Consider the following 24,571-nt stretch of genomic DNA (forward strand, 5'->3'; position numbering starts at 1 on the left):
GTTTTTTAGAGTTTAAAGAGGTAATCTGCATTTTTTTCAAAAAAGTGGGTTACCTTTTTTAGTTATGGGTATTAAGTAATGAAAAAACTATTAAATCACTTAAAAAAACAAACAATGAAAAATTCATTCAAAGTTGCTTTCTTAGCTCTTGCTATCGCTGTTTCAGCTGCTGCCTGCAAAGGTTCTGGTTCATCTTCATCTGCAGATTCTGCTAAAGCTGATTCAGCTAAAGTTGACTCTGCTGCTACTAAAGTTGACTCTGCTGCTGCTAAAGTTGATTCAGCTGCTGCTAAAGTTGACTCTGCTAAAAAAGATACTGCTAAAAAAATGTAATATCACTTTTAGTAATAAAAAAGCTCCCGTGGTTTTCCCGGGAGCTTTTTTATTGTCTACTCGTTTCAAAACATTGCTAACTTTTTTTGTTTATTGCTAAAGCCAACATTTATGAAATACTCGGATTGGAATAAGTTAAATAAAGAAGAAAAGGAAGGTATTCATTGGCGGCATCATCCGCATATCCGTACCGCTAAAATATTTACGCTTTTAGCTGCATTCCTCTTCGGAATATTCATGCTAACGGTGTTCAGGAACAGGCGTGTACATGTAAATCGCAAACCCAATCAGCTGGAAGCTTTCACGGTAGCTAAAATTTTCGTGAACGAACATTTAAAACAACCGGCTACATCTGTGTTCCCTAAAAATACATTTACAGCAAATATTGATACTGCGCGAGATAGCTATAATATTTCTTCTACGGTGTCTTCACAGGACAGTAGCGGTAAAATGCAGCAAAATTCATGGACAATACATTTAGCATATAAGGGAGGAGATTGGGCTAACCCAAAAAGCTGGCAAATGTTAGAACTTAACATTAGCAAATAATAGTATAATATAATTAGGGTAAAAATTTTTTAATAAAGTCTTTACCCTAAGCTTCGTTTATGATCTGCCCCGGAAAGCAGAAATGATCCAAATAATAACGATAATAACAACAATAACCGCAATTACACCAACGGCCGCGCCGGCTTTAAATATTCCACCAATAACCTCGCATCCACTGAATGTGAATACCAGCAATGCAAGCGCCAGATAGTTTAGTTTTTTCATGATAGATTAATGTAAGATTTATAGCTAAATCATTTACAATAATCAGACCATCAATGAGTATTTAGTTGCTACCCATTGTTTAATACGTCATTCTTCAATTTCTGCGGGTTCTACAGGTAAAAATTGTACTGCAATCAATACAATTGTAATAGCGGCTAAACTCATAGGTACAAGTACCTCTACAGCTGACATAAAAAGTTCCATAGCAAATTATTGGGGGTTATAATTTAAAATACAAATTAACTATTCGCCGTCTCAAAAAAGCTGTTCACAGTAGCAATAACCTAATTTATTAATACTTTAATTAAATATGCAAGTAATGTTAATAACTTTTTAAAAAAATGTAAATAGTTTAAAAAATAAAGCTTTTTATAAATGCAAGACCACATTTAAGTGCATTTACGTTAATATTGGCCAAACAAATAAACGCCTGTAATGCATCATCATTTAATAGCACTTAACAATGTAAGCTTGAAATTTTCAGCTTTTGAGGTACTTAGCAATATTAATTTAAATATCGATGCTGGTGAGCATAGGGCAATTATCGGTAAAAGCGGTTCAGGTAAAACTGTGCTGTTGCAAGTATTGGCAGGTAATATTAGGGTAAACAGCGGGCAAGTCGATTATCATTTTACAGATCCGGCAAACGCAAATGACGAACAATCCTATGATTTTCAGCAGTTCATAGCCTTTGCAGCTAACAAGCATCATTTTAGAAATCTATCCAATACCAACGAGCTATATTATCAGCAACGTTACAACTCGTCTGACTCTGAAGACGCGTTAACCGTAAATCAATATCTGCATCAAATTAAACCCAATAAACATAAAATACCTTATTGGACAGTTAGTAAAACGCTGAAAGCATTAAACCTCGATAGCCTGGCTGATAAAGCGGTCATTAAACTTTCAAATGGCGAAACAAAGCGACTAATGATCGCGGCAGCATTATTAAAAAACCCTGTAGCGTTGCTGTTAGACAACCCTATGACGGGCCTTGATGTACAAACACGCGAATACTTTAATGCCCTCTTCGATGAAATCGCCTCATCCGGAATTACCATGATTATGGTAACGTCGCCGGTAGAAATACCAGCCATCATTAAAAAGATAACCGTTATGGATGGCGGAAGTATTAGTGCCGATATTGAAGCCGATGACTTTGTGGCTACGGACAGTTTTAATGAACAAATTAGTATTGATGATAAAGCCATAATGGCGTTAACGCATACTAATTCAAAGCATCAATACAAGCATATTGTGAATATGCAGCATGTAAACATTAGCTATGGCGATAAAAACATATTATCAGACATCAACTGGCAGGTTTTACCCGGCGAACGCTGGGCACTCTTAGGCGCTAACGGCGCGGGCAAATCAACCCTCTTGAGCTTAATTAATGGCGATAACCCTCAAGTTTACGCAAACAACATTATTTTGTTTGACCGCAAAAGAGGTACCGGCGAGAGCATATGGGATATTAAAAGTAAGATAGGTTTTGTTTCACCCGAGCTTTATCAATATTTTCCTTCTGATAATTCATGCCTGCAAGTGGTGGAAAGCGGATTTTATGATACCCTTGGTTTGTTTAGGCCGAGTATACAGCCCCGCGCTGATTTGGCGCTTAAATGGATGAAAGCGCTTGAAATTGAAAAGTATAGCCGCACCTTGCTAAAAAATATACCTGCAAGCGCCCAAAGGCTATGCCTGCTGGCACGTGCGCTTATCAAAAACCCTGACCTATTAATATTCGACGAACCTTGCCAGGGACTTGACCATCATCAGCAACAACACTTTAAAACTACAATTGATACTATCTGCGCGAATAGCCATGTATCCATGATCTATGTAACGCATTATGAACACGAAATTCCTTCATGCGTGCATAAAATTCTGAAGCTGGATAAAGGTAGATCTATCTGATAGCTATTCGCAGTTAATTATAATTCGCTCTTATACTGACACCCAATTGTAAGCTTTAATCAGCAATACTTCGCCATTACAAGCACACCACGTATATTTGTTGTATGAATACAGCGGATTTGTTACAACGCGCTTTGGCTTTTGATTTTTTAAGCATAGAAGAAGGTGTTTACCTTTATCACAACGCCCCTACTGCCGACCTCATGAACGTAGCCAATCAACTACGTAAAATACAGGTACCACATGGTAAAGTTACCTGGCAGATAGACCGTAATGTTAACACAACCAATGTATGTATTGCCAACTGTAAGTTTTGCAACTTCTTTCGCAGGCCGGGACACGAAGAAAGTTACATAACCGATATTGAAACGTATAAGCGTAAAATTGAAGAGACTTTCCGTTATGGCGGCGATCAACTGCTTTTACAGGGAGGCCATCACCCAGACCTTGGCCTCGAATTTTATACTACACTTTTCCGCCAGTTAAAGGATCTTTATCCTAAACTAAAACTGCACTCATTAGGCCCGCCGGAAATTGCGCACGTTGCCAAGTTGGAAGGCATGAGCCATATAGACGTATTAAGCGCAATGAAAGGTGCCGGCCTGGACTCGTTACCCGGCGCAGGCGCAGAAATATTGAACGACCGTGTTCGCCGCCTGATATCAAAAGGTAAATGTGGTGGTAAAGAATGGTTAGATGTGATGCGTGCTGCACACCAGATTAACCTGCCTACATCAGCCACCATGATGTTTGGACATATTGAAACAATTGAAGAACGCTTTGAGCACTTAGCTTGGATACGCGAAGTACAGTCTGAAAAACCAGAGGGACATTATGGGTTTATCGCCTTTATACCATGGCCTTTCCAGGACGATGGTACGCTACTTAGAAAAGTACGGGGGATTACCAACAATGTAACCGGCGATGAATATATCCGGATGATAGCGCTGAGCCGTATAATGCTGCCAAACATAAAAAATATACAGGCCTCATGGCTAACTGTTGGTAAACAGGTAGCTCAAATATGCCTCCATGCAGGAGCAAACGATTTCGGTTCAATCATGATTGAAGAAAATGTGGTATCAGCAGCCGGCGCTCCGCATAGGTTTACAGCAAAAGGCATACAGGACTCCATACGTGAGGCTGGTTTTGAGCCACAACTTCGCACCCAAAAATACGAATGGCGCGAGATACCTGTGGAGATCGAAGAACAGGTGATAGATTATTAGGACATCCTTTACACAGTGGATAATTTAGAACAATACATAGAAGCGCTAATTTTTGCTTCGGAACAAGGTATACGTACCGAAGAACTTATTTATTGTTTACAGGCGACTTTTAATCATGATTTTACCACTGATGATATTGCCGTTCATCTAAGCAATATCACTAAAAAATACAACCAATCTGTATTGGCTATTGAACTCGTAAAAATCAATAATAGTTATCAGTTTCTTACCAAAAAGGAATACCATACTGCTATAAGCCTGTTACAGATACAACGCTCAAAAAAGAAGTTAAGCCAGGCAGCGTTAGAAACTCTGGCTATTATTGCTTACAAACAACCGGTTACTAAAACAGATGTAGAGCAGATACGAGGTGTTAATTGTGATTATTCCATTCAAAAACTGTTAGAGAAAGAGCTGATAGCGATAAGCGGTAAGTCTGACGCCATAGGTAAGCCGATATTATATAGCACCAGTAATTTATTTATGGATTACTTTGGCATCAATAATATGAACGAACTCCCTCAGCTTAAAGAGATTACAGATGGCAGCTCCACAATTGGTGAGCAAGTCGAATAAATTTAAAAATGATTTTTTATAAATAGGTTTTTAGTTATTTTTACCTGTAAATAAGCATGCCTTTAAGGCAGATAAATTACGAGCAACAAACAACTGATCAATTTAAAAAAGTTTTAAAACGTAAAACATTTTAAGATGGCGACTCCGAAAAAACCTTCTACCAAAAAAATTAGCGATGAGGACGATGACGACTTTGATGACCCACAACCGGGCAAAAAAGTTGCTGATGACGATGATGATTACGACGAGGATATGCCATTAGATGATGATCTGGGTGGTTTTGACGCCTATGATCCTTATGATGACGAAGACGACGATTAAAAAAATCATACAGTTATAAAAAGCATCCGGAACATTCCGGGTGCTTTTTTTTTTAGCTTAGCTCCCTGACCATATTTAGAGAATGACCATTACTGAAGTAAAAAGCAAAGCTGACAAGGCTGCTTTCCTGGATGTTGCCAGAATTATTTATAAAAATGATACTAACTGGATATGCCCGCTCGATAATGATATTGAGGCTGTATTTGATCCAAAAAAAAACAATTTCCATCAGCATGGGAAAGTTACCCGTTGGATCATACGCGATAACGAAGGAAACCTTACCGGGCGTATAGCCGCTTTTATTAATGATAAAAAGGCTTATAATTATGAGCAGCCCACTGGGGGTTGTGGTTTTTTTGAAAGTATTAACCATGAACCTACTGCGTTTATGTTGTTAGATACCGCTAAGAATTGGTTACAGCAACATGGTATGCAGGCAATGGATGGGCCAATTAACTTTGGAGAGAATGATAATTTTTGGGGGCTACTGGTTGAAGGTTTTACTCCACCTTCCTACGGGATGAATTATAACCATGCATACTACGAGGGATTCTTTAAAAAGTATGGGTTTATAACTTTATACGAGCAAATCACCAATCACTTGGATGTGCACCAGCCTTTTTCGGAACGATTTACTAAAATAGCAAATTGGGTAATGGCTAAGCCCGGGTATACCTTCGAACACTTTAAATCGAAGGATATTGAAAAATACGCGAGTGATTTTATAGAAATTTATAACGATGCCTGGAAGGGCTTTGATAATTTTTCGCTCATAACTAAGTCCACAATTACTGAAAGTTTCGAAAAAATGAAAGCGATAATGGATGAGCGACTTATTTGGTTTGCATATATCGACGGAGAACCAGCATCGTTTATTGTGATTGTACCTGATGCCAACCAGATGATTAAACCCCTTAATGGAAAACTAAATCTGTTAGGTAAACTTATTTTCCTGTATCGCCGCTGGAAGGGAGTTACCCGTATGCGTGCTATTGTAATGGGTACCAAACAAAAGTACCAGAAACATGGCCTGGAATCATGCCTGTTTATAAAACTAAAGGAATATGTTTTACCGTTAAAACAGTATAATGAGCTTGAACTATCATGGGTGGGAGATTTTAATAAACAAATGATAGCTATCCACAACGCTGTTGGAGCAACGTTTGGTAAAAAGCACCTTACTTTAAGATATATATTTTAGAAAAGCCCGGGGGACGGGCACCGTCATACATCTCAGGCAGTAACCTTTTTAAGCCGCAGTTCTTCAAAAAGTTCAATCACTTTTTTCTGCAGATCAATTACTTCTGTTTCCCTGTCCATTAACTTTTTGTTTACGCTTTCCAGCTCACTGGCCATTTTCTGATCCTGCTCGCTTTCGTTATACGTAAGTAATTGCACAACCGACATTTCAAATAAAACGGCGATTTGCTCTAAACGGGAAAGATTAATGTCTGTAATACCGGTCTCAATTTTAGAAAACGCAGGAATAGAAATATCTAAACGTTTAGCAACTTCTTCCTGGCTCCAGCCTTTTTGATGGCGTAATAGCCTGATCTTTTTTCCAAGTGTCTTCATACTTTACTTAATTAGGTGAGGGTTTCGCAATAGTTAATAAAGTTATAAAAATATTAATATGAATCCAATTATTAAAATGTTTATAAAAAAATATTTTTCAATATTATTAAATCCAAACCGCCAAAATTACCACTGCTCATCATTAACAGGTTGCACTTTGCCATATCGTGTGTTTTCAGATACTCAAGCAAATTATCTGTAGTGTTAAAAAAGATGAGTTTTTCGTTAGCAAACGCGCTTTTTACAGCCTCTTCTGCATAAGGTTCAATCTGCTTCTGCTCAAATGTTTTACGATCAATAAATACTATGGCTTCATCGGCCATATCCATTGTATGCGCATATTCATTTAAAAAATCTTTGTTAAGGCTACTGAAAGTGTGCAACTCTATACAAGCTACAAGTTTCCTGTCCGGATATTGAGATTTTACAGCCTCAATAGTTGCCTTTAGTTTAGAAGGTGAATGCGCGAAGTCTTTAAATATGGTAGTCGAATCATTTTTCCCTACCACCTCAAGCCTGCGCGCGGCCCCCTTAAAACTCGTAATATGTTCGTAAAATGCCTCTGTATCAATTCCCAGGCTTTCACATACCAATCGTGCGGCTTGCATGTTAAGCAAATTATGCTGGCCAAAAACCTGTAATGGATATTGCTTATTATTAGAAATAATAGTTGTAATACCATTATTAATAATATACTCTGGCAGGTTGTAAGGTATTTTTTGAGTAGCAAGCCGTAAGTTATTAACCATATTATTTACAACCTCATCAGTTTGGCTATAAATAAGTTTGCCACCATGCTGTATGCTCTCCGCGAAAATTCTGAATTGATCTATATAATTTTCAAATGTGGGGAAAACATTAATATGGTCCCAAGCGATGCCACTTATCACACCTATATCTGCCTTATAGATATGAAATTTCGGTCTCCTGTCAATAGGCGAAGCTAAGTATTCATCCCCCTCAATAATAATTACGGGAGCATCATCAGTAAGGCCAACCATAGTTTCAAAGCCTTCCAATTGTGCGCCTACCAGATAGTCGAACTTTTTACCGGCACATTGTAAAACATGCAGTATCATACTGGTTATAGTAGTTTTACCATGGCTACCACCAATAACTACACGTAATTTATTTTTGGACTGCTCATATATATAATCCGGATAAGAATATATTTTTAAGCCAAGCTCTTGGGCTTTGAGCAATTCCGGATTATCAATACGGGCATGCATGCCCAATATAACCGCATCAAGATCGGCCGTTATTTTTTCAGGGTACCAACCTTCTTTAGCGGGTAATATGCCGTATTTTTTAAGCCGGGAAGCAGATGGTTCAAAAAGTATATCATCTGACCCGGTTATGGTAAATCCCTTTTTGTGAAGGGCAATGGCTAAGTTATGCATAGCACTACCGCCTATTGCTATAAAATGTACTCTCATTTTTTTAATGGGTGCAAATAAACACAAAATGCTCTTTCATACCAATTAAAATTATTAACCATAATGCCTATTTTAACAACAAAACAGGCACAGGTGAGCTGGAAGCTAATTGCTGAGAGATACTATTGTGCAAAACTGAACGGAAGAAGCTATATTTATGTGGTAATGCAATTACAATTTCTGCATGATGCTCATCGGCAAAGTTCAACAAACCCTTTATGATATCGGGAGAATTTATAAAATGGTACGTTGGTTTGTAAGTTTGTAGCATGGCTTTTAAGGCGGTTTCTTCTGCCAATTGCTCAACATCGTTGTTATGCTTATGATCAGTATCGATATTGACTACCAACAGGTCAAAATTTTGCTTACCTAAAAGCTTGTGCAGCACTTCAACCGGCACGTTTTCTTTAACTTTCCTGAAATCGCAGGCGATGATGGCCCGTTCAACTTTACGATACTTAAATGCGGGAGGTATAACGATCACCGGTACGGGACTGGCTTTTGAAATGCCAATTACGTGGCTACCTAAGCCATCCCCCTCGCCACTACTATTGCCTACACTACCTATTATAACCAGATCGGCATTATAAGTTTCTATGTTATCAACCACTGCCCGGATCAGATGCGAGCGGTTTACCCATACATCTATTTGTACACCCGCGCGTACTAATTTTTCTAATTTTCGTTTAAGCTTGTTTAAGCCGTTGTAACGCTCATCTAAGCTCTCAAGTATTTCCTGTTCCCGCAGCATTACCATATCAGCATTCGGCAATAACTCCTCGTAAGGAGAGATGTAATATGCGTTTAACAGGATGATGCGTTCCACGTTAGTTTGGTTACTTAACCTGGCAGCAAAGTCGGCGGCATTAAAAGCGGCCTCAGAAAAATCAACAGGTACGAGATAGGTTTTCATGATGATATATTTTAGCGCCTGTTCTTGCAACCGGCAGTCAATGTGTCAAACATAAGCTATACACAAACAACGTTTGTCAAAATGGTTTCATAAATCTCTAAGGCATAAATTTACCTATTGCTTTTTCAAGTTAACACGCTACATTTGTAATGTAATAATTTTTATTACATATTTATGAACGGACGATTCTCCATAGCTATGCATATCATGACGTTGCTTTGCGCCGATGCTCGCCTGCAATCGTCTGATTATTTAGCGGGCAGCATCAATATTAACCCTGTACTGGTTCGTAAGGAACTGAGTAACTTGCTTAAGCATGGCCTCATTAACAGTCAGTTGGGTAAAAATGGCGGTTATAGCTTAGCTAAGCCAGCAAAAGAAATTACCATAGCCAGCATTTACAAGGCAGTAAAGCCCAATGCCATTTTAGGCCAAGCTAAAAATGAGCCTAACCCTGCCTGCCCTATTGGTAAACAGATCAACAACCATTTAAAGACTTTGGACGCGGATATTGAGCGGGTAATGGTTAACAAGCTTGGTGACACTACCCTTGCCGAATTTTACAAAAAATTCGACTGAAAAAAATTTGAAACAATATGTAACAAAATAAATTACATTTTAAACATTAATATGAAAGTAGCAATTATTGGGGCCACAGGCTTTGTAGGCCCGGAATTAGTAAAAGAAGGTATTTTACGTGGATATGAAGTAACTGCCATTGCCCGCAATACAGATAAAGTTAAAAAGCAAGCCGGCGTAACAGCGTTATCGGCAGATGTTAATGATGTGGATGCTTTGGCATCGGCATTATCAGGCCATGATGCGGTGATCAATTCATTTAACGCAGGCTGGACTAACCCTAACCTTTATAACGATTTTCTGCAAGGATCAAGAAACATACAACAGGCGGTAAAAAAGGCAGGCGTTAAACGCTTTGTTACCATTGGTGGTGCAGGCAGTCTGTTTATAGATGGCAAACAATTGGTTGATTCGCCAGAATTCCCTAAAGAGTATTATCCCGGCGCATCAGCCGCACGGGATTACCTGAATGAACTACGTAACGAACAGGAATTGGATTGGACCTTCCTCAGCCCTGCTATTAACCTGCACCCGGGTAAGCGCACTGGTGAATTCCGTTTAAATACTGAGAGCCCTGTATTTAGTGCTGAAGGTAAATCTGACATTTCAACAGCCGACCTTGCCGTTGCCATATTTAATGAATTGGAAAATAACCAGTTTGTTAAACAGCGCTTTACTGTGGGATATTAATATTATTGATTTGATTAACGGATGATTTCACCGATTAGGGAATCGGTGAAATCATTTTTAAGAGTAATCCTAAAGTACAAATTTTGCTGCCACCCATTCTTTATCTTTTTTGTGGGTGATATATTTAAGGTTGTATTTACGAGCCTCTTCCGTAATAATATCCAGATCTGGCGACTCATAAAAACCGCTGAAATATATCTCTCCGCCTGGTGTTAACACTTTAGCGTAGCTCTCCATTTGATCGAGCAGGATGTTGCGGTTAATGTTGGCCAATATAATATCATATTGTTCGGCAGGGATAACTTCTTTTGAACCACAAAGCGCCTTGATATTGTCTACCTGATTTAGCGTCGCGTTTTCGATAGTACTTTCATAACAAACGGGATCATAATCGATAGCGGTTAGATCTGTTGCTCCCAGTTTGGCAGCCAGGATGGCAAGTATGCCAGTTCCGCAACCCATATCCAGTACCTTTTTGCCATCAAAATCATTCTCCAGCATCATTTGCATCATCATAGCAGTGGTTTGATGGTGCCCTGTGCCAAATGCCATTTTCGGGTCGATAACGATCTCGTAGGGGAATTCAGGTTTGGCCTCATGGAAGGTAGCACGCACAAACACCTGATCGCCTATTTGTATGGGTTCAAAATTGCTTTCCCATACCTCGTTCCAGTTTTTTTGAGCAATGAGTGTTATCTCGTAGCTAAATGTGAACATATCACGATAAGGCTCCAGCGCCTCATCCAATACATGCTGGTCAAAGTTATCTACGGGGATGTAGGCCTTAAAGCCAAGATCAAGTTCCTCAAAAGTATCAAAACCTATTTCTCCCAAGGCAGCTATCAGCAGGTCCTGCTGGTAATCCTCAGCAGTAATGGTTGTGAAAAGCAGTTCGTAGTAGTTCATTATTGAAGTATCAAGTATAAAGACATTTACTTTTTACTTGATCAGGATTTATTTAAATCAACAATTAGCAAGAAATCATGGCTTCTTGATACCCGATACTTGCTACTGATACTAAACAATTAATTAAACACCTTTACGATATCTGTAAAGTCACGCGATTTAAGCGAGGCGCCGCCGATAAGGCCACCGTCTATATCAGGTTGTGCAAATAATTCAGGAGCATTTTTAGCATTGCAGCTACCACCGTAAAGAATGGTGGTATCATCAGCAACCTGCTGGCCGTATTTTGCTGCCAGTTCCTGGCGTATAAAAGCATGGATCTCCTGGGCCTGCTCTGATGTAGCGGTAACACCGGTACCAATAGCCCAAACCGGCTCATAAGCCAAAACTATCTGAGAAAATTTATCAGCATCTAAGTGATATACGCCTTCTTGTAGTTGTGTTTTGATAATGTTGAAATGCTCGCCCGCCTCACGTTCCTGCAGTGTTTCACCAATGCAAAAAATAGGTTTTAACCCGTTAGCTAAAGCGGTATCAGTTTTCTGAGCAAGCAACTGGTTAGTTTCGCCAAAGTACTGACGACGTTCCGAGTGGCCCAGGATAACATATGCCGCGCCTACAGATTTTACTTGTTTTGCAGATACCTCGCCTGTATAAGCACCACTTTCGGCCTGATGAGCATTTTGTGCACCGATTGATACACGGCCGTTGCCTTTTGCTAACTGTACAAGGCTGTGCAAATGAATAAATGGGCTGCAAACCACTACTTCCTGAGTACCGGTGGCTTCGTCTTTAACCATATTAAGCACTTCAGAAAAAAGCGATAAACCTTCGTTGTAATCAAGGTTCATTTTCCAGTTTCCGGCTACAATTTTTTTTCTCATGTTGTCGTTTTTAGTTCATAGACTATGGTTGATAGTCCATAGTAGTTAGTTAATAATATTTATGTAGCTGCGTTAATTTTAACGCAACCATTTAGTTCTCTTAATTCTTTTGTTAGCTCAAATACTTCGGTTAGTATTTGCTTCTCAGCATCATCAAATTTACGATGTTCTCTCCGCGCGAATACCCGTTCTGTAGTTTCCATCATTTTGTTGTAGGCGTATTCCTCAAAACCTTCCGCACCACCCCATGAAAAGTCGGGAATAAAATTGGGCGGGTAACCACCGCCAAAAACATTAGCCCCCACTCCTACAACTGTACCGGTATTAAACATGGTGTTAATGCCGCACTTGGCATGGTCGGCCATTATTAATCCGCAAAACTGTAGACCAGTTTTACGCATAGTTTGCGACGCGTAATCCCAAAGCTTTACTTCGGAATAGTTGTTTTTAAGGTTAGAGTTGTTGGTATCTGCGCCAATATTACACCATTCGCCTACTACAGAGTTACCCAAATACCCCTCATGCCCTTTATTTGAATATCCCCATAAAACCGCATTATTAACCTCACCACCTACGCGGCAATAAGGGCCAACGGTAGTGGCGCCGTATATTTTGGTTCCCATTTTTATCTGCGAATTGGAACACAAAGCAAATGGGCCCCTAATGTTAGTACCTTCCCACACTTCTGAGTTAGCCGAAAGATATATCGGGCCGTTGAGGGTGCTAAAAGTACAACATTCTGCTATGGCGCCTTCTTCCGCAAAGAAATCGGCACCTATAATGGTATTGGTACTACTCATAACCGCACTGGTGCGGCCTTTTGTAAGCAAGGTAAAATCCTTCCGTAGTTCTATATCGTTTTTTTTGAAAATATCCTCAGGGTATTTTATGGTAACCGGGATACGCTCGTGGATAATTGAATTCGGATATACCTGCTGCGCCCCAAAGCCCTTAGCATCGTCAGCATTAAGGCGCACTGCTACTAATTGATTACGATAAGTTATTGATTGACCAGTTTTTAATGTAGCGATTGCTTCAACCAATGTTTCATCAGGACAGAATGACCCATTAATGAAAAGGTTATCATCATTAATGACCGCAGGAAATTTAACATGTAAATATTCTTCTGTAAGAAACGAATAGGATTGGTTAAGATGCTTGCCCCATTTTTCGGCGATGGTTAAAATACCAATTCGCAGATCGGCAACCGGTCGGGTGTAGGTTAAAGGCAGAAGTGTATTGCGGGCGTTATCGTCGAAAAGAATAATAGCCATGGGTCAAAAATAAAAAAAGTCCCCTGCTTTTGGCGGGGGACCATTGAATATTTTGTTAAGATAACAATTACTTTTTGTTGTAACGGCTACGGAACTTGTCGATACGACCAGCAGTGTCAACCAACTTCATTTTACCTGTATAAAACGGGTGTGAAGTGTGTGATATCTCTAATTTAACCAATGGGTATTCATTACCATCTTCCCATGTAGTTGTTTCACGGGTATCGATGCATGATTTAGTGATGAAAGAATAGTCGTTAGACATATCTTTAAAAACAACTAATCTATAGTTTGATGGATGCAGATCTTTTTTCATTTTCTTATATTCTTTCTTCTCAAAAGAGGCGCAAATGTAATTAAAAAACTTAAAACAGAAAAGCTAATGTTTAAAATTTTTCAACATTTACACACAACCGCATTATTGATGTTCAGCAGCACCAATGTCAAATGCAGCTCCAGCCGGCCGCTTAATTCCGTAATAGTCAAAAGTTACACCGTATGAGCTTGCATTGGTACCTGTATTTATCAATGGCGATGTTGGCTGCAGATGATAGTTTCCGCCATTAAAATCAATAAACTTACAGGCGTTAATATCATTATTCATATAATTATCTAAAGCCGTAACTTTAACACTACTGTTCATCGGGTGGATAAACACACCGGTTCCGGGTTTAATGATCACATTATTAATAACCAGGTTTACGGGAATAATTACTGAGTTTAATTTAATACCATCTTTTGCAGGCGCTATAATGGTATTATTGATAAACCTGAAATATGGCCCCGGCGTGTAGCGCGAATCAGCAAAAATTCCATTTTCCCCGGCATTAATAATGTAATTATTAAAAATAGTATTATCACCTAAACCAAGCACGATAATTCCATTGCCAGGTGCGTTCTTCACGAGGTTGTTGAAGCAACGGCCGCCTGTACCCTCACCTATCTGTATGCCATTATTTTGCCCGCTTGCAAAAGGCGCTGCACCGGGAGAAAAAATGGTATTATAATATACTGAGCAATCGGCTACCGCGCTGCCTACCTGTATACCTTCACAACCGGAAAAATTGATAACGTTCTTGTAAATCCTGAGGTTCTTAACATCATGTGGCATTACCGTACCGCATGCAGCAGATACCCCATCTTTATAGAAAGAATTTCCTACGTATACCCCTTCGCCGCCAGTGTTATGAATATAATTGTGATGAATAATCACATTACTCATGGTAAAGTTTCCACGCTGGGTGGCAGGATCGCATGTCGGGTCGGTTTTAGCCATGATACCGGCGAAACCACTATTTTTTACCTCGAGATTGGCTATCTCAAAATCCGTACTCAGATCATCCATAGAAACGCCAAGATTACCACCATCAACCACAAAACCAAAATTTATACCCGCTGTTCCAGTACCCAGTAATTTAAAATTCTTACAGTTCTGGGTTTTTAAAGCATATGAAGCTGTTTTAGCTGCCGAAAAAACAACCTGACCACCTTTATTAACTATAATGATGGGTTTAAGCACGGCACCTTTTATATTTTTTAGCAAAAGCGCGCCTCGTGTACCCGCAGGAATATAAATAATGGCTCCTGCCGGTAAATTTGAGCCGTCTACATACCATTGCGATGGCTGAACGGAGATGGTTGTAGTAACAGAGTTAGTAATTATTCGCGCCGGGGCTGAAGTATCGGGAAGTGTAGGATCTGTTCCAACATTTGGTAAGGTACCGATGGCATTATTTGAAGTATCAGGTTTAGCCGAAGGTTGCTGTACCACACTTTGTGGCTTCTCGGGTTTAAGCGTTGGCTTGGCGCACATCATTAAAGACGAAGCCAATAGCGTAGCGGCAAAAGTATTCAGCATTTTCTTAGCAACTTTCATTTGCTCAAATAGATTAATAGGGGATTTTATAATCTTTTCCAGTTTACTTAACGTTTATACGTAATACTTTATTGGATAGTTGCTTTATCTAACACACTTAAAAATGAATTAAAAAAATGACAAATTAGGAATTACAAAGTCAGATATTAGCTCATATAAAAAGCCCCTCGTCTCCTCTTTTAAAACTTTCAATAAATTCGGAGAAGTTATTAGCCACTTGCTTGTAATCGTGTCCAACTATTACATACACGTTGTTAATAGTTGTCGGTTTCTCAAATAATTTAATAGCGTATATGCCACTATGTATCATGTACTCAGCAAAAACAAAGCAGTGTTCGTGATCGGGCAATGTTTTAACTATTTTCCTGTAGTTGGGAATGCCTCCGTAATCGCCCACTTCATCTTTCACCGATTTAAATTCATCTATACCATAGAAAGTGAATAGAAAATCACCGTAGTCAGCCAATTCCTTCTTATCGGTTTTGTGAAAGTATTCTTTCAAATCCTGCGGAATTAAAAGCTTATGTTTAGCTTCAAACATTTCTATCAAGGCATCCATATTAAGAATTATTAGATTGACTGGCACAATTCTATCAATACACCATTTGCGCTCTTTGGATGAACAAAACAAACCAATTTGTTATCTGCACCTCGTTTGGGCTCTTCGTTTAACAGAACAAATCCTTCTGATCTTAAGCGCTCCATCTCGGCTCTGATGTCGTCAATATCGAACGCGATATGGTGTATGCCCTCACCCTTTTTTTCAATAAATTTCGCAATAGGGCTATCGGCACTGGTAGCCTCAAGTAACTCTATTTTGTTAGGGCCGCTTTGCAGAAAAGCTGTTTTAACCCCCTCGCTACGTACTTCTTCAATTTTATAAACACTGGTGTTTAACAACTTAGAGTAAATATCGCCGGCTGTTTCAATACTGTTTACGGCGATGCCTATGTGCTCTATTTTGTTCATTTATTCTTTGGTGGATTATTATTATGAGTAATGATATTTTAAACTGCAGCTCTATGCTTTTAGGTTTAGCTTTTACCTTCACCTCCGTCATGTCCAAATATTGTAAATAAATGGCATCTTAAAGCAATTTATAGCTGCCAAAAGATGCAAAAGTAAAACTTTGCGTATATTTGTATTGTTTAAAATTTACTACATGAACATCCCAATTTATTTAGATAACAACGCAACTACCCCAATGGACCCAAGGGTGCTTGAAGCTATGCTGCCTTACTTTACCAACAAATTTGGTAATGCTGCAAGCCGTAACCACCATTTTGGATGGGTAGCCGAAGAGGGCGTTGATTATGCTCGTGAGCAGGTTGCAAAGTTGATAGGTGCAAGCGAAAAAGAGATCATCTTCACATCAGGCGCTACCGAATCTGATAACCTTGCCATCAAAGGCGTGTTTGAAATGTATAAAGACAAAGGTAACCACATTATAACAGCTGTTACTGAACATAAAGCTGTTTTGGATGCCTGCAAACATGTAGAGAAATTGGGCGGTAAAGTAACTTACCTGCCTGTTAAGGAAGATGGTTTGGTTGATCTTGGCGAGCTTGAAGCTGCCATGACACCTGAGACCATCCTGGTATCTATCATGTATGGAAATAACGAGATAGGTGTTATACAGCCTGTTAAAGAAATTGCGGCCATTGCCCACAAGCATGGTGCTTTGTTTATGACAGATGCTACCCAGGCAGTTGGTAAAATTCCTGTTGATGTAAACGTTGATGGTATTGACCTTTTAGCATTATCAGCACATAAAATGTATGGCCCTAAGGGTGTAGGTGCTTTGTACGTACGCCGTAAAGGACCACGTGTTAAGGTTACTGCCCAGATGGATGGTGGTGGCCACGAGCGCGGTATGCGTTCTGGCACGCTGAACGTTCCAGGTATTGTTGGTTTAGGCAAAGCCTGCGAAATTGCCGGTCAGGAAATGGAAGCCGAAGCAAAACGTCTTTCTGCTTTGCGCGATAAATTGCAAAACGCCCTTACTGAGCTTGAAGAAAGCTATGTAAACGGTAACGTTGAACACCGCTTACCGCACGTTGCTAACATATCATTCAAATATGTTGAGGGCGAAGGTTTAATGATGGCCATGAAAGACTTGGCAGTGTCATCAGGCTCTGCATGTACTTCGGCTTCATTAGAACCATCATATGTGTTAAAAAGCTTGGGTTTGAGCGATGACCTGGCACACTCTTCTATCCGTTTCGGTTTAGGCCGTTTCACAACAGAAGAAGAGGTTGACTACGCCATTGAAGTAACTAAAAAAGCGGTTAACCACCTGCGCGAACTGTCACCACTTTGGGAAATGTTCAAAGAAGGTATTGACCTTAACTCAATTGAGTGGGCAGAACACTAAATAGATTTTAGATGTTAGATATGAGATTTAAGATTTCATATTAAGCGTCGAATCAATAATTTATAATTATAAACACGATTAGAGAGGATAGACAGAGCTCATCTCATATCTAAAATCTCAAATCTTATATCTAAAATATTATGGCTTATTCAGATAAAGTAATTGACCACTACACCAACCCGCGTAACGTGGGTACGTTAGACAAAAGCAGCCACAAGGTTGGTACCGGCCTTGTAGGTGCCCCTGAGTGTGGCGACGTAATGCGCCTGCAAATCCAGGTTGATGATAACAATATCATCACCGATGCAAAATTTAAAACTTTTGGTTGCGGGTCGGCCATCGCTTCTTCATCTTTAGCTACAGAGTGGCTTAAAGGTAAAAGCGTTGACGATGCCATGAAAATAGATAACATGGATATTGTTGAAGAGCTTGCATTGCCACCGGTAAAAATTCACTGCTCAGTATTGGCAGAAGATGCTATTAAGGCTGCCATTAACGACTACCGCGTTAAGAACGGCATGGAGCCAATTGAATTAGAAAAATCGCACCACTAAATTTAGATACAAGAATCAAGAGCCAAGAGCCAAGACCTTTGTTTTTGCTTGAAGGCTTTTATCTTGATTCTTGACTCTTGAGTCTTGATTCTTAAACAATGGTAACTGTAACTGATAAAGCAAAATTGAAAATTGAGCACCTTATGCAGGATAGCGGGCTGGATAGCTCTTATTTTTTGCGTGTGAGTGTGCAGGGAGGAGGCTGTTCCGGCTTGTCATACAATTTGGATTTTGACAACGAGGAGAAAAAAGGCGATCAGTTTTTTGAAGACAAAGGTGTCCGCATGGCTTTGGATATGAAATCTTTCTTATACCTGGCCGGCACAGAGTTGGATTTTAGCGATGGCCTTAATGGTAAGGGTTTTAACTTCCATAACCCTAACGCCACCCGTACCTGCGGCTGCGGAGAAAGTTTCTCTGTATAGTAATATTAAATTAATTGATATTTTGAAAAGGTTGACTATATTTAAATAGTCAACCTTTTGCTTTTGTATGGAAACTAAATCCCTTGTTATACTGGGCAGTAACCGCAAGAACAGCCTTACTGAATCCATTACACGCAAAGCGCTCGCGAATATTGATTTTGACGTTATTGATCTGCTCGACCATACTATTGTCCATTATAATTACGATGGTAATTACCCGGATGCGGATGAGTTTGACAATATTATAAAGCGCATACTTCCTTATGATCAGATAATCTTTGCAACTCCTGTATACTGGTACAGCATGAGTGGCGTAATGAAGGTTTTCTTCGATCGCCTTACCGATTTGATCACTATAAAAAAGGAACTTGGGCGAAGCTTGAAGGGTAAAAATGCTTCTATGATTGCTGTTGGAGCAGATCCGCAGATACCCGATGGTTTTGAAGTACCGTTTAAGCACACCGCGGCATATTTAGGCATTCATTACCAAGGATGCACTTATTATGCTACTAAATAAATAGCAGAGTATTATTTTAGCGTAACCCTCTTACAAAAACATCAATAAGCAACAGGCGCTTATTATGTATCTCATCTAAATGTTCTTTACTTGGGAAACTATATTTTTTTTGTGGCATGGCACCACCCACTTTAATACCATGTAATGCATCTAAAAATACATCGACAATCTCTGCTGCCTCGTAGGTCAAATGCAGGTTTCCCTTATCCACCTCAATTTGTATAGCATCTGTTAACAACTTTATTTCAGCATTACGTATATCAGAGATTGTACTCCATATGCTCTCGGGCAAGTTTTGCTCGTTAAGCTTAAAATAATCAAAAAAATTATAGTTGGTTACGATAAAATCATGATGCTTGTTTACCTGGTACATAAAAGCATCGCGCAAATTACTAAACTGACCAAATTTTTCTTCTAATTGGCGTAGGTAGTCCCCGGCTAATTTTCGCATAACAGCCACATACAGCTCACTTTTATCAGGGAAGTAATAATAGAGCAGTGCTTTGGACATAGATAAGTCGCCAGCAATTTCATTCATGGTAGTTTTAGAATAACCATAATGAAGAAACCTTTGATAAGCTGCCTCTAATATTTTTTCCCGTTTAATATCTTGCTGATCTGTCACCGTACCCATTAAGTATAGCTATATTAAATTAAGTTTAATTACAAAGTTATCAAACCATAACAATACTCATTCGGTTTGCAAAAAAATATGATTTTTAAATGTTAAAACATTCATCACATGTTATCAACATTCAGGTTCGCTAATAGTTATAGCCAAATTATATAAAACCTATAAATAAAAGAGCCGTACCAATTAAGGCACGGCTCTTTACATAATTGATGGTGTACTTAGCTTTATTCTACAGCTAAATCTGTTTTCTCTTCCTCTTTCTTTTTGCCGAAGAAATAGTTTTTAAGGTTAACCCTTATAATGTACATACATGGTACTAATATTAGGGTTATAATAGTAGCGAAACCTAAACCGAAGATCATTGTCCATGCCAGAGGCCCCCAGAAGGCAACGTTATCACCACCGAAGTGAATGTGTGGTTCAAAATGGGTGAACAGGCCTACAAAGTCGATATTGAAACCTACAGCCAAAGGTATTAAGCCTAATATAGCGGCAGTTGCCGTTAGCAACACCGGTGTCATACGTGTGTGGCCGGCTTCTACTACGGCATCATGAAGACTTGCCCCCTGCTCTATCAGCATATCAGTGAACTCTACGAGTAATATACCATTACGTACCACCACACCTGCGAGTGCTATGATACCTACACCGGTCATTACAATGGCCATGGTCATGCCAAAGATGGCGGTACCCAGCAATACGCCGATGATACTAAAGAATATCTCGCTGATGATTATAAACGTTTTACCAATGGAGTTGAATTGTATCATTAGGATGATCAGGATCAAACCAAATGATGTTGCCAATGCACCACCAAGAAAGGTAACTGCTTCTGCCTGGTCTTCCTGGCCACCTCCCTGACGTATCTGTATATCATCGGCTTTTTTGAAGTTAGCTATTGCACGCTTAATATTGGCGTTTACATCATTTGGGTTGTATGGCTTAATTACGTTTGAGCCCAGCGTTAATACCCGGCGTTGTTGTTTACGCTTAATGTTACTGTAAGTATTAGTGTAACGAATATCACTAAAAGCTGATATAGGCACCTGCCTTATTGCACCACCCGTTGCCAAATCACGATAGGTTTCTTTCATATTACGCAACTCGTCAATACTGCTACGTTGATCCTCTTTGGCCCTTACCATTATTTTGTAATCGTCTTCTTTGGTATTCCTGAAGTCGGCCGCCTTCCATCCATAAACTGCTGTTAGCAAATCCTGGGTAACCTGCCCGGTTAAAATACCCTCACGGTTCGCGCGCTCCCTGTCAATATCAAACACAATTTCAGGCTTATCATTCTGCACGTCGGCAATAAGGTTCTCAATACCTGCAATGTTTTGTTTTTCCAGGTATGCCTTTAAGCGGTTGCCGGTCTTTACCAACGAATCAAGGTTGTCACCGGCTATCTCAATACTAATATCTTTTTGTACCGGAGGGCCACTATTTTCCTGTGCAACTGATATTTTAGCACCTGGTATGCCTTGTACAGAACTGCGAATTCTTTTCAATATCTCTTTTGTATCTTTTCCATTTCGTTTGCCAAACTCTACAAAAGCTACTGTTACCTTACCTTTATTTTGATAGTCGCCCTGATCTTCATCAGTTGGATCGGTTACGCCCTTGGTAACATTTGATATGATAGACGAAACGATGTCTTTATCACCTTCTACTACCTTTGCTACTTTTTTCTCTATATCCTCAGTAACCGCATTGGTCGTCGCCTGGTCGGTACCTATAGGCATGGTAATGTACACGTATGCAAAGTTAGGGTCACCGGAAGGGAAAAATTCAGGGGTTTTACCTAACACCGCGGTTAAAACAATAGCCAAAACAAATAAGCCAAACGTACCCATCAGCATGGTTACCGGGCGCTTTACGGCACGCTCTAACCATTTAGCATACCAGTTTTGGAACTTAGGCCACGCGTTTTTTTGAAAACGGTCTATCACCTTTAGCAAAACGAAATGGTTTAACAGGTACAGTATGATGATCAGTACCATAAAATTACCCAACCCTACGTTGATAAAGTAGCTAATAACCGTGGCAATACCGAGATATAGCACTGCTTTTTTAGTAGGCTTATCAAATTTAGGATTATCGTGTTCGCCATCATGATGGGGTTTCATAAAATCAACCGCAAATACCGGGTTCATGATGTAAGCCACAACTAACGATGCCAATAAAGTAATGATCAGAGTGATTGGAAGGAAGAACATAAAGTGCCCTATCAAACTGTTCCAGAATGCCAAAGGTACGAAAGGTGCAAGGGTGGTCATGGTACCCGAGAATACTGGTAAAAACACCTCTCCTGCCGCCATTTTAGCTGCTTCTTTAATTGGCACTTTACCATTGGCAAAAATACGGTGTGTATTCTCAATAACCACAATGGCATCATCTACCACAATACCTAACGCCAGCAGGAATGAGAACAGTACGATCATGTTCAAAGTGAAGCCTATAGCCGGCATTATCAGGAAGGCAATAAAACATGATAACGGAACTGATAATGCTACAAAGATTGCATTGGTGGTTCCCATAAAGAACATCAGGATAACGGTTACCAGAATAAAGCCGATTACAATGGTATTAATAAGGTCGTTTAACGTGGTGCGTGTCTTGTCAGACTGGTCACCTGTTACCGTAATGTTTAAACCCTTTGGGAAAACATCTTTCTGTTTCTCTTTTATCAGCGCATTTATCTTATCTGATGCTTCGATAAGGTTTTCCCCAGCCCTTTTACTAACGTTTAATGTAATTACGTTTTTAAACACATTGCTATTAGGTGTTTTTAAACGGGCATAGCTTTCCTGCTCTAAAAATGAATCTTTAACTTCGGCTATGTCCCGCAAATAAATGGCCTGCCCTTTAGGGTTACGGATGATCATCGCAGCTACTTCATCGGCATTTTTAAAGTCCTTTTTGATATCTATACTTCTGCGAATGCCATCTGTTTTAATTGTACCGGCTGAAGAAAGCACATTCTCTTTACCAATAGTATTATAGATATCATAAAATGTTAATTGTGCTGCCGCCATTTTATTTAGATCAACATTGATCTGAATTTCCGGTGTCAAAGCCCCAACCTCATCAACTTTTGATATCTCACGAAAGCCCTCTATTTCATCTTTCAACAGATCGGCATATTCTTTAAGCTTCTTGAGACCATAATCGCCGGAAATGTTAATGTAAAGAATCGGAAGATCGGCAACGTTAATATCCGATATTACCGGCTCTTTTAAATTCACATCACCCTGAGGCAGGTCCTGCTTTGCTTTATCAACAGCATCTTTAACATCTATCTTGGCATCTTTTATCTTAATATTAGCCTGAAATTCACAGGTAATAATAGACACATTTTGTACCGAATTGGATGTTACCTTCTTTAAACCCTTAAGCGATTTAAGCTGCTTTTCTAACTGACGGGTAACCAGGTTCTCTACGTTTTCCGCAGATTGACCTGCCCAGGTAGTAGTAATAAACACCTTGGATTGCGCTATATCCGGAAAGTTCTCCTTAGGTAAATTGTTATAACTGATAAGGCCTAAAACCGTTATCAGGAACATGAGCACATATATGGCAGTTTTATTGTCAATGGCCCAACTTGAGGGCGCAAATTCTTTTTTAATATCTTTCATATCTATATTAGATAAGGGAGGTTAAATAGCGGATTTAGAAGCCTTAATTTTATCGCCATCTTCAATATCAGCAGCACCTTCGGTTACGATCTGGTCACCTGCTTTAAGTCCCGATAATATCTCGGTAACTCCGCCATAAGTAACGCCTGCTTTAATAGCAGTACGCTTAGCAACACCATTTGCATTTACATAGACATAATCTCCTTCTTCAGAACGCTGGATGGCTTTAACAGGCACTGTTATGGTGTTTGTTTTTGAATAGTCAGCTATCTTTAAAATAGCCGTCATGTTAGGGCGCAGCGTTTTACGCTGGGGTAACTTTACTTCAACCGCAAAACTGCGTGATGTGGGATCAATAGCTTTTGCAGCAAAAGTAATATTGGTTGTTAATGAATCATTAGCATCCGGCACCACTACATTCACCTTATTACCTGTGGCTACACTGCCAGAGTATGATTCAGGAACATCTGCTTTAACTTTTAATACATCAGCATTTACGATGCGGATACCGGTTTGCCCGGGTTGAGCAACCTGGCCCAGTTTAAGATCCATTTGGTCAACTGTACCGTTAATTGGCGATACAATGCGGTACATAGCAGACTGCTCTCTTAAGCTGCCCAATGCTTTTTTGCTGGCTTGTAAATTGGTTTGCGCTTGAAGGAATTGAACTTCAGTACCTATCTTCTGATCCCACAATGCCTTTTGGCGGTTATATAATTGCTGGTTAAGGGCAACCTGCGCTTCTGATTGCGCTATATTTTGCCTTAACACGCTGTTATCTAATTGCACAAGCGTTTGCCCCTTTGAAACATGCTGGCCTGCTTTAACAAATATACCTGTAATAGTACCTGGCGATTGCGGATAAGCAGTTACGTTGTCCTGGGCATCAATTTTACCTTGTATTTGTACATAATTGGTAAATGCGCCACTTTTCACTTCAACTACACCTACCTCAGTTGTTTTTGCCGAATCGGTACTACCCACCTCGGCCTGTAGCTTGGTAATTTTAGCATTTATTTCCTGCTGTTGCTTTTGCAAGTCGGCAAGTTCGGCCTTCTTATCTTTAGGCTTGTTTGAGCATGCTGCCAGTAAAACAAGCGCTGGTATGTATAAATATTTTTTCATGTTGAGTTTTGTATGAGT

The 24,571-nt window shown here is 39.6% G+C and carries 27 protein-coding genes; 13 read left to right on the forward strand and 14 right to left on the reverse strand.

What is annotated here, in order from left to right; genetic code table 11:
- Positions 1–78: 78 nt before the first annotated feature.
- Entirely contained in the window at positions 79–333 is a 255-nt protein-coding gene (locus CKK33_RS12740) for a hypothetical protein (protein WP_233138210.1), read from the forward strand.
- A 111-nt stretch (positions 334–444) separates the two neighbouring features.
- Positions 445–882: a hypothetical protein gene (locus CKK33_RS12745; RefSeq protein ID WP_095704468.1), complete on the forward strand. Its 438-nt coding sequence runs from the start codon at positions 445–447 to the stop codon at positions 880–882.
- A 57-nt stretch (positions 883–939) separates the two neighbouring features.
- Here CKK33_RS12745 and CKK33_RS12750 read toward each other — a convergent pair whose 3' ends face one another.
- Positions 940–1,107, reverse strand: a complete 168-nt coding sequence (locus CKK33_RS12750) for a phosphatidate cytidylyltransferase (protein ID WP_095704469.1) — start codon at positions 1,105–1,107, stop codon at positions 940–942.
- 471 nt (positions 1,108–1,578) lie between these two features.
- Here CKK33_RS12750 and CKK33_RS12755 point away from each other — a divergent pair, with 471 nt between their 5' ends.
- The 5 genes from CKK33_RS12755 to CKK33_RS12775 all read left to right on the forward strand — a co-directional run bounded on the left by CKK33_RS12755 (position 1,579) and on the right by CKK33_RS12775 (position 6,357).
- On the forward strand, positions 1,579–3,030 hold the full coding sequence (locus tag CKK33_RS12755; protein ID WP_233138211.1) for an ATP-binding cassette domain-containing protein: 1,452 nt from the start codon (positions 1,579–1,581) through the stop codon (positions 3,028–3,030).
- A 104-nt stretch (positions 3,031–3,134) separates the two neighbouring features.
- Positions 3,135–4,259 (forward strand): cyclic dehypoxanthinyl futalosine synthase, encoded by a 1,125-nt coding sequence (mqnC, locus tag CKK33_RS12760; protein ID WP_095704471.1) that lies wholly within the window; start codon positions 3,135–3,137, stop codon positions 4,257–4,259.
- A 15-nt stretch (positions 4,260–4,274) separates the two neighbouring features.
- Entirely contained in the window at positions 4,275–4,835 is a 561-nt protein-coding gene (gene scpB / locus CKK33_RS12765) for an SMC-Scp complex subunit ScpB (protein ID WP_095704472.1), read from the forward strand.
- 135 nt (positions 4,836–4,970) lie between these two features.
- A complete protein-coding gene (locus tag CKK33_RS12770) occupies positions 4,971–5,156 on the forward strand; it encodes a hypothetical protein (protein WP_095704473.1) in 186 nt (61 codons plus the stop codon).
- Between the two features lie 82 nt (positions 5,157–5,238).
- A complete protein-coding gene (locus CKK33_RS12775; RefSeq protein WP_095704474.1) occupies positions 5,239–6,357 on the forward strand; it encodes an N-acetyltransferase in 1,119 nt (372 codons plus the stop codon).
- A gap of 32 nt (positions 6,358–6,389) precedes the next feature.
- Here the strand turns inward: CKK33_RS12775 and CKK33_RS12780 are convergent, their stop codons facing one another.
- From CKK33_RS12780 to CKK33_RS12790, 3 genes are all read right to left on the reverse strand, one after another.
- On the reverse strand, positions 6,390–6,731 hold the full coding sequence (locus CKK33_RS12780; protein ID WP_095704475.1) for a helix-turn-helix domain-containing protein: 342 nt from the start codon (positions 6,729–6,731) through the stop codon (positions 6,390–6,392).
- Between the two features lie 80 nt (positions 6,732–6,811).
- Positions 6,812–8,167 carry a UDP-N-acetylmuramate--L-alanine ligase gene (gene murC, locus CKK33_RS12785; RefSeq protein WP_095704476.1) on the reverse strand — a complete coding sequence of 452 codons (1,356 nt, stop codon included), beginning with the start codon at positions 8,165–8,167 and terminating at the stop codon, positions 6,812–6,814.
- 67 nt (positions 8,168–8,234) lie between these two features.
- Positions 8,235–9,080, reverse strand: coding sequence for a universal stress protein (locus tag CKK33_RS12790; protein WP_143822956.1), 846 nt, complete (start codon positions 9,078–9,080; stop codon positions 8,235–8,237).
- Between the two features lie 174 nt (positions 9,081–9,254).
- On the opposite strand from CKK33_RS12790, the gene CKK33_RS12795 reads away from it, so the two are divergent.
- Both CKK33_RS12795 and CKK33_RS12800 read left to right on the forward strand, forming a co-directional pair.
- Positions 9,255–9,659 carry an Rrf2 family transcriptional regulator gene (locus CKK33_RS12795; RefSeq protein WP_095704478.1) on the forward strand — a complete coding sequence of 135 codons (405 nt, stop codon included), beginning with the start codon at positions 9,255–9,257 and terminating at the stop codon, positions 9,657–9,659.
- Positions 9,660–9,710: 51 nt separating this feature from the next.
- Entirely contained in the window at positions 9,711–10,349 is a 639-nt protein-coding gene (locus tag CKK33_RS12800) for an NAD(P)-dependent oxidoreductase (protein ID WP_095704479.1), read from the forward strand.
- 69 nt (positions 10,350–10,418) lie between these two features.
- Here CKK33_RS12800 and prmA read toward each other — a convergent pair whose 3' ends face one another.
- The 7 genes from prmA to mce all read right to left on the reverse strand — a co-directional run bounded on the left by prmA (position 10,419) and on the right by mce (position 16,258).
- Positions 10,419–11,255 (reverse strand): 50S ribosomal protein L11 methyltransferase, encoded by an 837-nt coding sequence (gene prmA, locus CKK33_RS12805; protein ID WP_095704480.1) that lies wholly within the window; start codon positions 11,253–11,255, stop codon positions 10,419–10,421.
- Positions 11,256–11,374: 119 nt separating this feature from the next.
- Positions 11,375–12,139, reverse strand: a complete 765-nt coding sequence (gene tpiA, locus CKK33_RS12810; RefSeq protein ID WP_095704481.1) for a triose-phosphate isomerase — start codon at positions 12,137–12,139, stop codon at positions 11,375–11,377.
- Positions 12,140–12,198: 59 nt separating this feature from the next.
- Positions 12,199–13,413, reverse strand: a complete 1,215-nt coding sequence (locus CKK33_RS12815) for a putative sugar nucleotidyl transferase (protein ID WP_095704482.1) — start codon at positions 13,411–13,413, stop codon at positions 12,199–12,201.
- A 67-nt stretch (positions 13,414–13,480) separates the two neighbouring features.
- Positions 13,481–13,729: a type B 50S ribosomal protein L31 gene (locus CKK33_RS12820; RefSeq protein WP_095704483.1), complete on the reverse strand. Its 249-nt coding sequence runs from the start codon at positions 13,727–13,729 to the stop codon at positions 13,481–13,483.
- Between the two features lie 102 nt (positions 13,730–13,831).
- The gene (locus tag CKK33_RS12825) at positions 13,832–15,289 is read right to left on the reverse strand and encodes a right-handed parallel beta-helix repeat-containing protein (RefSeq protein WP_095704484.1); all 1,458 of its coding nucleotides are present in this window, start codon (positions 15,287–15,289) and stop codon (positions 13,832–13,834) included.
- A gap of 151 nt (positions 15,290–15,440) precedes the next feature.
- Positions 15,441–15,848 carry an SMI1/KNR4 family protein gene (locus CKK33_RS12830; protein WP_095704485.1) on the reverse strand — a complete coding sequence of 136 codons (408 nt, stop codon included), beginning with the start codon at positions 15,846–15,848 and terminating at the stop codon, positions 15,441–15,443.
- 11 nt (positions 15,849–15,859) lie between these two features.
- The gene (gene mce, locus CKK33_RS12835; RefSeq protein ID WP_095704486.1) at positions 15,860–16,258 is read right to left on the reverse strand and encodes a methylmalonyl-CoA epimerase; all 399 of its coding nucleotides are present in this window, start codon (positions 16,256–16,258) and stop codon (positions 15,860–15,862) included.
- A 193-nt stretch (positions 16,259–16,451) separates the two neighbouring features.
- Between mce and CKK33_RS12840 the strand changes: the two genes are divergently transcribed.
- The 4 genes from CKK33_RS12840 (at position 16,452) to CKK33_RS12855 (ending at position 19,159) form a co-directional block, all read left to right on the forward strand.
- Complete coding sequence (locus CKK33_RS12840; protein WP_095704487.1) at positions 16,452–17,663, forward strand: IscS subfamily cysteine desulfurase; 1,212 nt, start codon at positions 16,452–16,454, stop codon at positions 17,661–17,663.
- A 140-nt stretch (positions 17,664–17,803) separates the two neighbouring features.
- Complete coding sequence (iscU, locus tag CKK33_RS12845; RefSeq protein ID WP_095704488.1) at positions 17,804–18,217, forward strand: Fe-S cluster assembly scaffold IscU; 414 nt, start codon at positions 17,804–17,806, stop codon at positions 18,215–18,217.
- Between the two features lie 98 nt (positions 18,218–18,315).
- Positions 18,316–18,642: an iron-sulfur cluster assembly accessory protein gene (locus CKK33_RS12850; RefSeq protein ID WP_095704489.1), complete on the forward strand. Its 327-nt coding sequence runs from the start codon at positions 18,316–18,318 to the stop codon at positions 18,640–18,642.
- A 67-nt stretch (positions 18,643–18,709) separates the two neighbouring features.
- Positions 18,710–19,159, forward strand: a complete 450-nt coding sequence (locus CKK33_RS12855; protein WP_095704490.1) for a flavodoxin family protein — start codon at positions 18,710–18,712, stop codon at positions 19,157–19,159.
- Between the two features lie 16 nt (positions 19,160–19,175).
- Here CKK33_RS12855 and CKK33_RS12860 read toward each other — a convergent pair whose 3' ends face one another.
- The 3 genes from CKK33_RS12860 to CKK33_RS12870 form a co-directional block, all read right to left on the reverse strand.
- Entirely contained in the window at positions 19,176–19,793 is a 618-nt protein-coding gene (locus CKK33_RS12860) for a TetR/AcrR family transcriptional regulator (RefSeq protein WP_095704491.1), read from the reverse strand.
- A 224-nt stretch (positions 19,794–20,017) separates the two neighbouring features.
- The gene (locus tag CKK33_RS12865) at positions 20,018–23,428 is read right to left on the reverse strand and encodes an efflux RND transporter permease subunit (protein WP_095704492.1); all 3,411 of its coding nucleotides are present in this window, start codon (positions 23,426–23,428) and stop codon (positions 20,018–20,020) included.
- Between the two features lie 21 nt (positions 23,429–23,449).
- A complete protein-coding gene (locus CKK33_RS12870; RefSeq protein WP_095704493.1) occupies positions 23,450–24,553 on the reverse strand; it encodes an efflux RND transporter periplasmic adaptor subunit in 1,104 nt (367 codons plus the stop codon).
- Between the last annotated feature and the right edge of the window lie 18 nt (positions 24,554–24,571).

This window comes from Mucilaginibacter sp. MD40, assembly GCF_002288635.1.
Taxonomy (GTDB): Bacteria; Bacteroidota; Bacteroidia; order Sphingobacteriales; family Sphingobacteriaceae; genus Mucilaginibacter.

Coding starts and splice junctions, on each gene's coding strand:
- CKK33_RS12740 (WP_233138210.1), top strand. CDS start 79: ATGAAAAAACTATTAAATCACTTAAAAAAACAAACAATGAAAAATTCA.
- CKK33_RS12745 (WP_095704468.1), top strand. CDS start 445: ATGAAATACTCGGATTGGAATAAGTTAAATAAAGAAGAAAAGGAAGGT.
- CKK33_RS12750 (WP_095704469.1), bottom strand. CDS start 1,107: ATGAAAAAACTAAACTATCTGGCGCTTGCATTGCTGGTATTCACATTC.
- mqnC (WP_095704471.1), top strand. CDS start 3,135: ATGAATACAGCGGATTTGTTACAACGCGCTTTGGCTTTTGATTTTTTA.
- CKK33_RS12770 (WP_095704473.1), top strand. CDS start 4,971: ATGGCGACTCCGAAAAAACCTTCTACCAAAAAAATTAGCGATGAGGAC.
- CKK33_RS12775 (WP_095704474.1), top strand. CDS start 5,239: ATGACCATTACTGAAGTAAAAAGCAAAGCTGACAAGGCTGCTTTCCTG.
- CKK33_RS12780 (WP_095704475.1), bottom strand. CDS start 6,731: ATGAAGACACTTGGAAAAAAGATCAGGCTATTACGCCATCAAAAAGGC.
- murC (WP_095704476.1), bottom strand. CDS start 8,167: ATGAGAGTACATTTTATAGCAATAGGCGGTAGTGCTATGCATAACTTA.
- CKK33_RS12790 (WP_143822956.1), bottom strand. CDS start 9,080: ATGAAAACCTATCTCGTACCTGTTGATTTTTCTGAGGCCGCTTTTAAT.
- CKK33_RS12795 (WP_095704478.1), top strand. CDS start 9,255: ATGAACGGACGATTCTCCATAGCTATGCATATCATGACGTTGCTTTGC.
- CKK33_RS12800 (WP_095704479.1), top strand. CDS start 9,711: ATGAAAGTAGCAATTATTGGGGCCACAGGCTTTGTAGGCCCGGAATTA.
- prmA (WP_095704480.1), bottom strand. CDS start 11,255: ATGAACTACTACGAACTGCTTTTCACAACCATTACTGCTGAGGATTAC.
- tpiA (WP_095704481.1), bottom strand. CDS start 12,139: ATGAGAAAAAAAATTGTAGCCGGAAACTGGAAAATGAACCTTGATTAC.
- CKK33_RS12815 (WP_095704482.1), bottom strand. CDS start 13,413: ATGGCTATTATTCTTTTCGACGATAACGCCCGCAATACACTTCTGCCT.
- CKK33_RS12820 (WP_095704483.1), bottom strand. CDS start 13,729: ATGAAAAAAGATCTGCATCCATCAAACTATAGATTAGTTGTTTTTAAA.
- CKK33_RS12825 (WP_095704484.1), bottom strand. CDS start 15,289: ATGAAAGTTGCTAAGAAAATGCTGAATACTTTTGCCGCTACGCTATTG.
- CKK33_RS12830 (WP_095704485.1), bottom strand. CDS start 15,848: ATGGATGCCTTGATAGAAATGTTTGAAGCTAAACATAAGCTTTTAATT.
- mce (WP_095704486.1), bottom strand. CDS start 16,258: ATGAACAAAATAGAGCACATAGGCATCGCCGTAAACAGTATTGAAACA.
- CKK33_RS12840 (WP_095704487.1), top strand. CDS start 16,452: ATGAACATCCCAATTTATTTAGATAACAACGCAACTACCCCAATGGAC.
- iscU (WP_095704488.1), top strand. CDS start 17,804: ATGGCTTATTCAGATAAAGTAATTGACCACTACACCAACCCGCGTAAC.
- CKK33_RS12850 (WP_095704489.1), top strand. CDS start 18,316: ATGGTAACTGTAACTGATAAAGCAAAATTGAAAATTGAGCACCTTATG.
- CKK33_RS12855 (WP_095704490.1), top strand. CDS start 18,710: ATGGAAACTAAATCCCTTGTTATACTGGGCAGTAACCGCAAGAACAGC.
- CKK33_RS12860 (WP_095704491.1), bottom strand. CDS start 19,793: ATGGGTACGGTGACAGATCAGCAAGATATTAAACGGGAAAAAATATTA.
- CKK33_RS12865 (WP_095704492.1), bottom strand. CDS start 23,428: ATGAAAGATATTAAAAAAGAATTTGCGCCCTCAAGTTGGGCCATTGAC.
- CKK33_RS12870 (WP_095704493.1), bottom strand. CDS start 24,553: ATGAAAAAATATTTATACATACCAGCGCTTGTTTTACTGGCAGCATGC.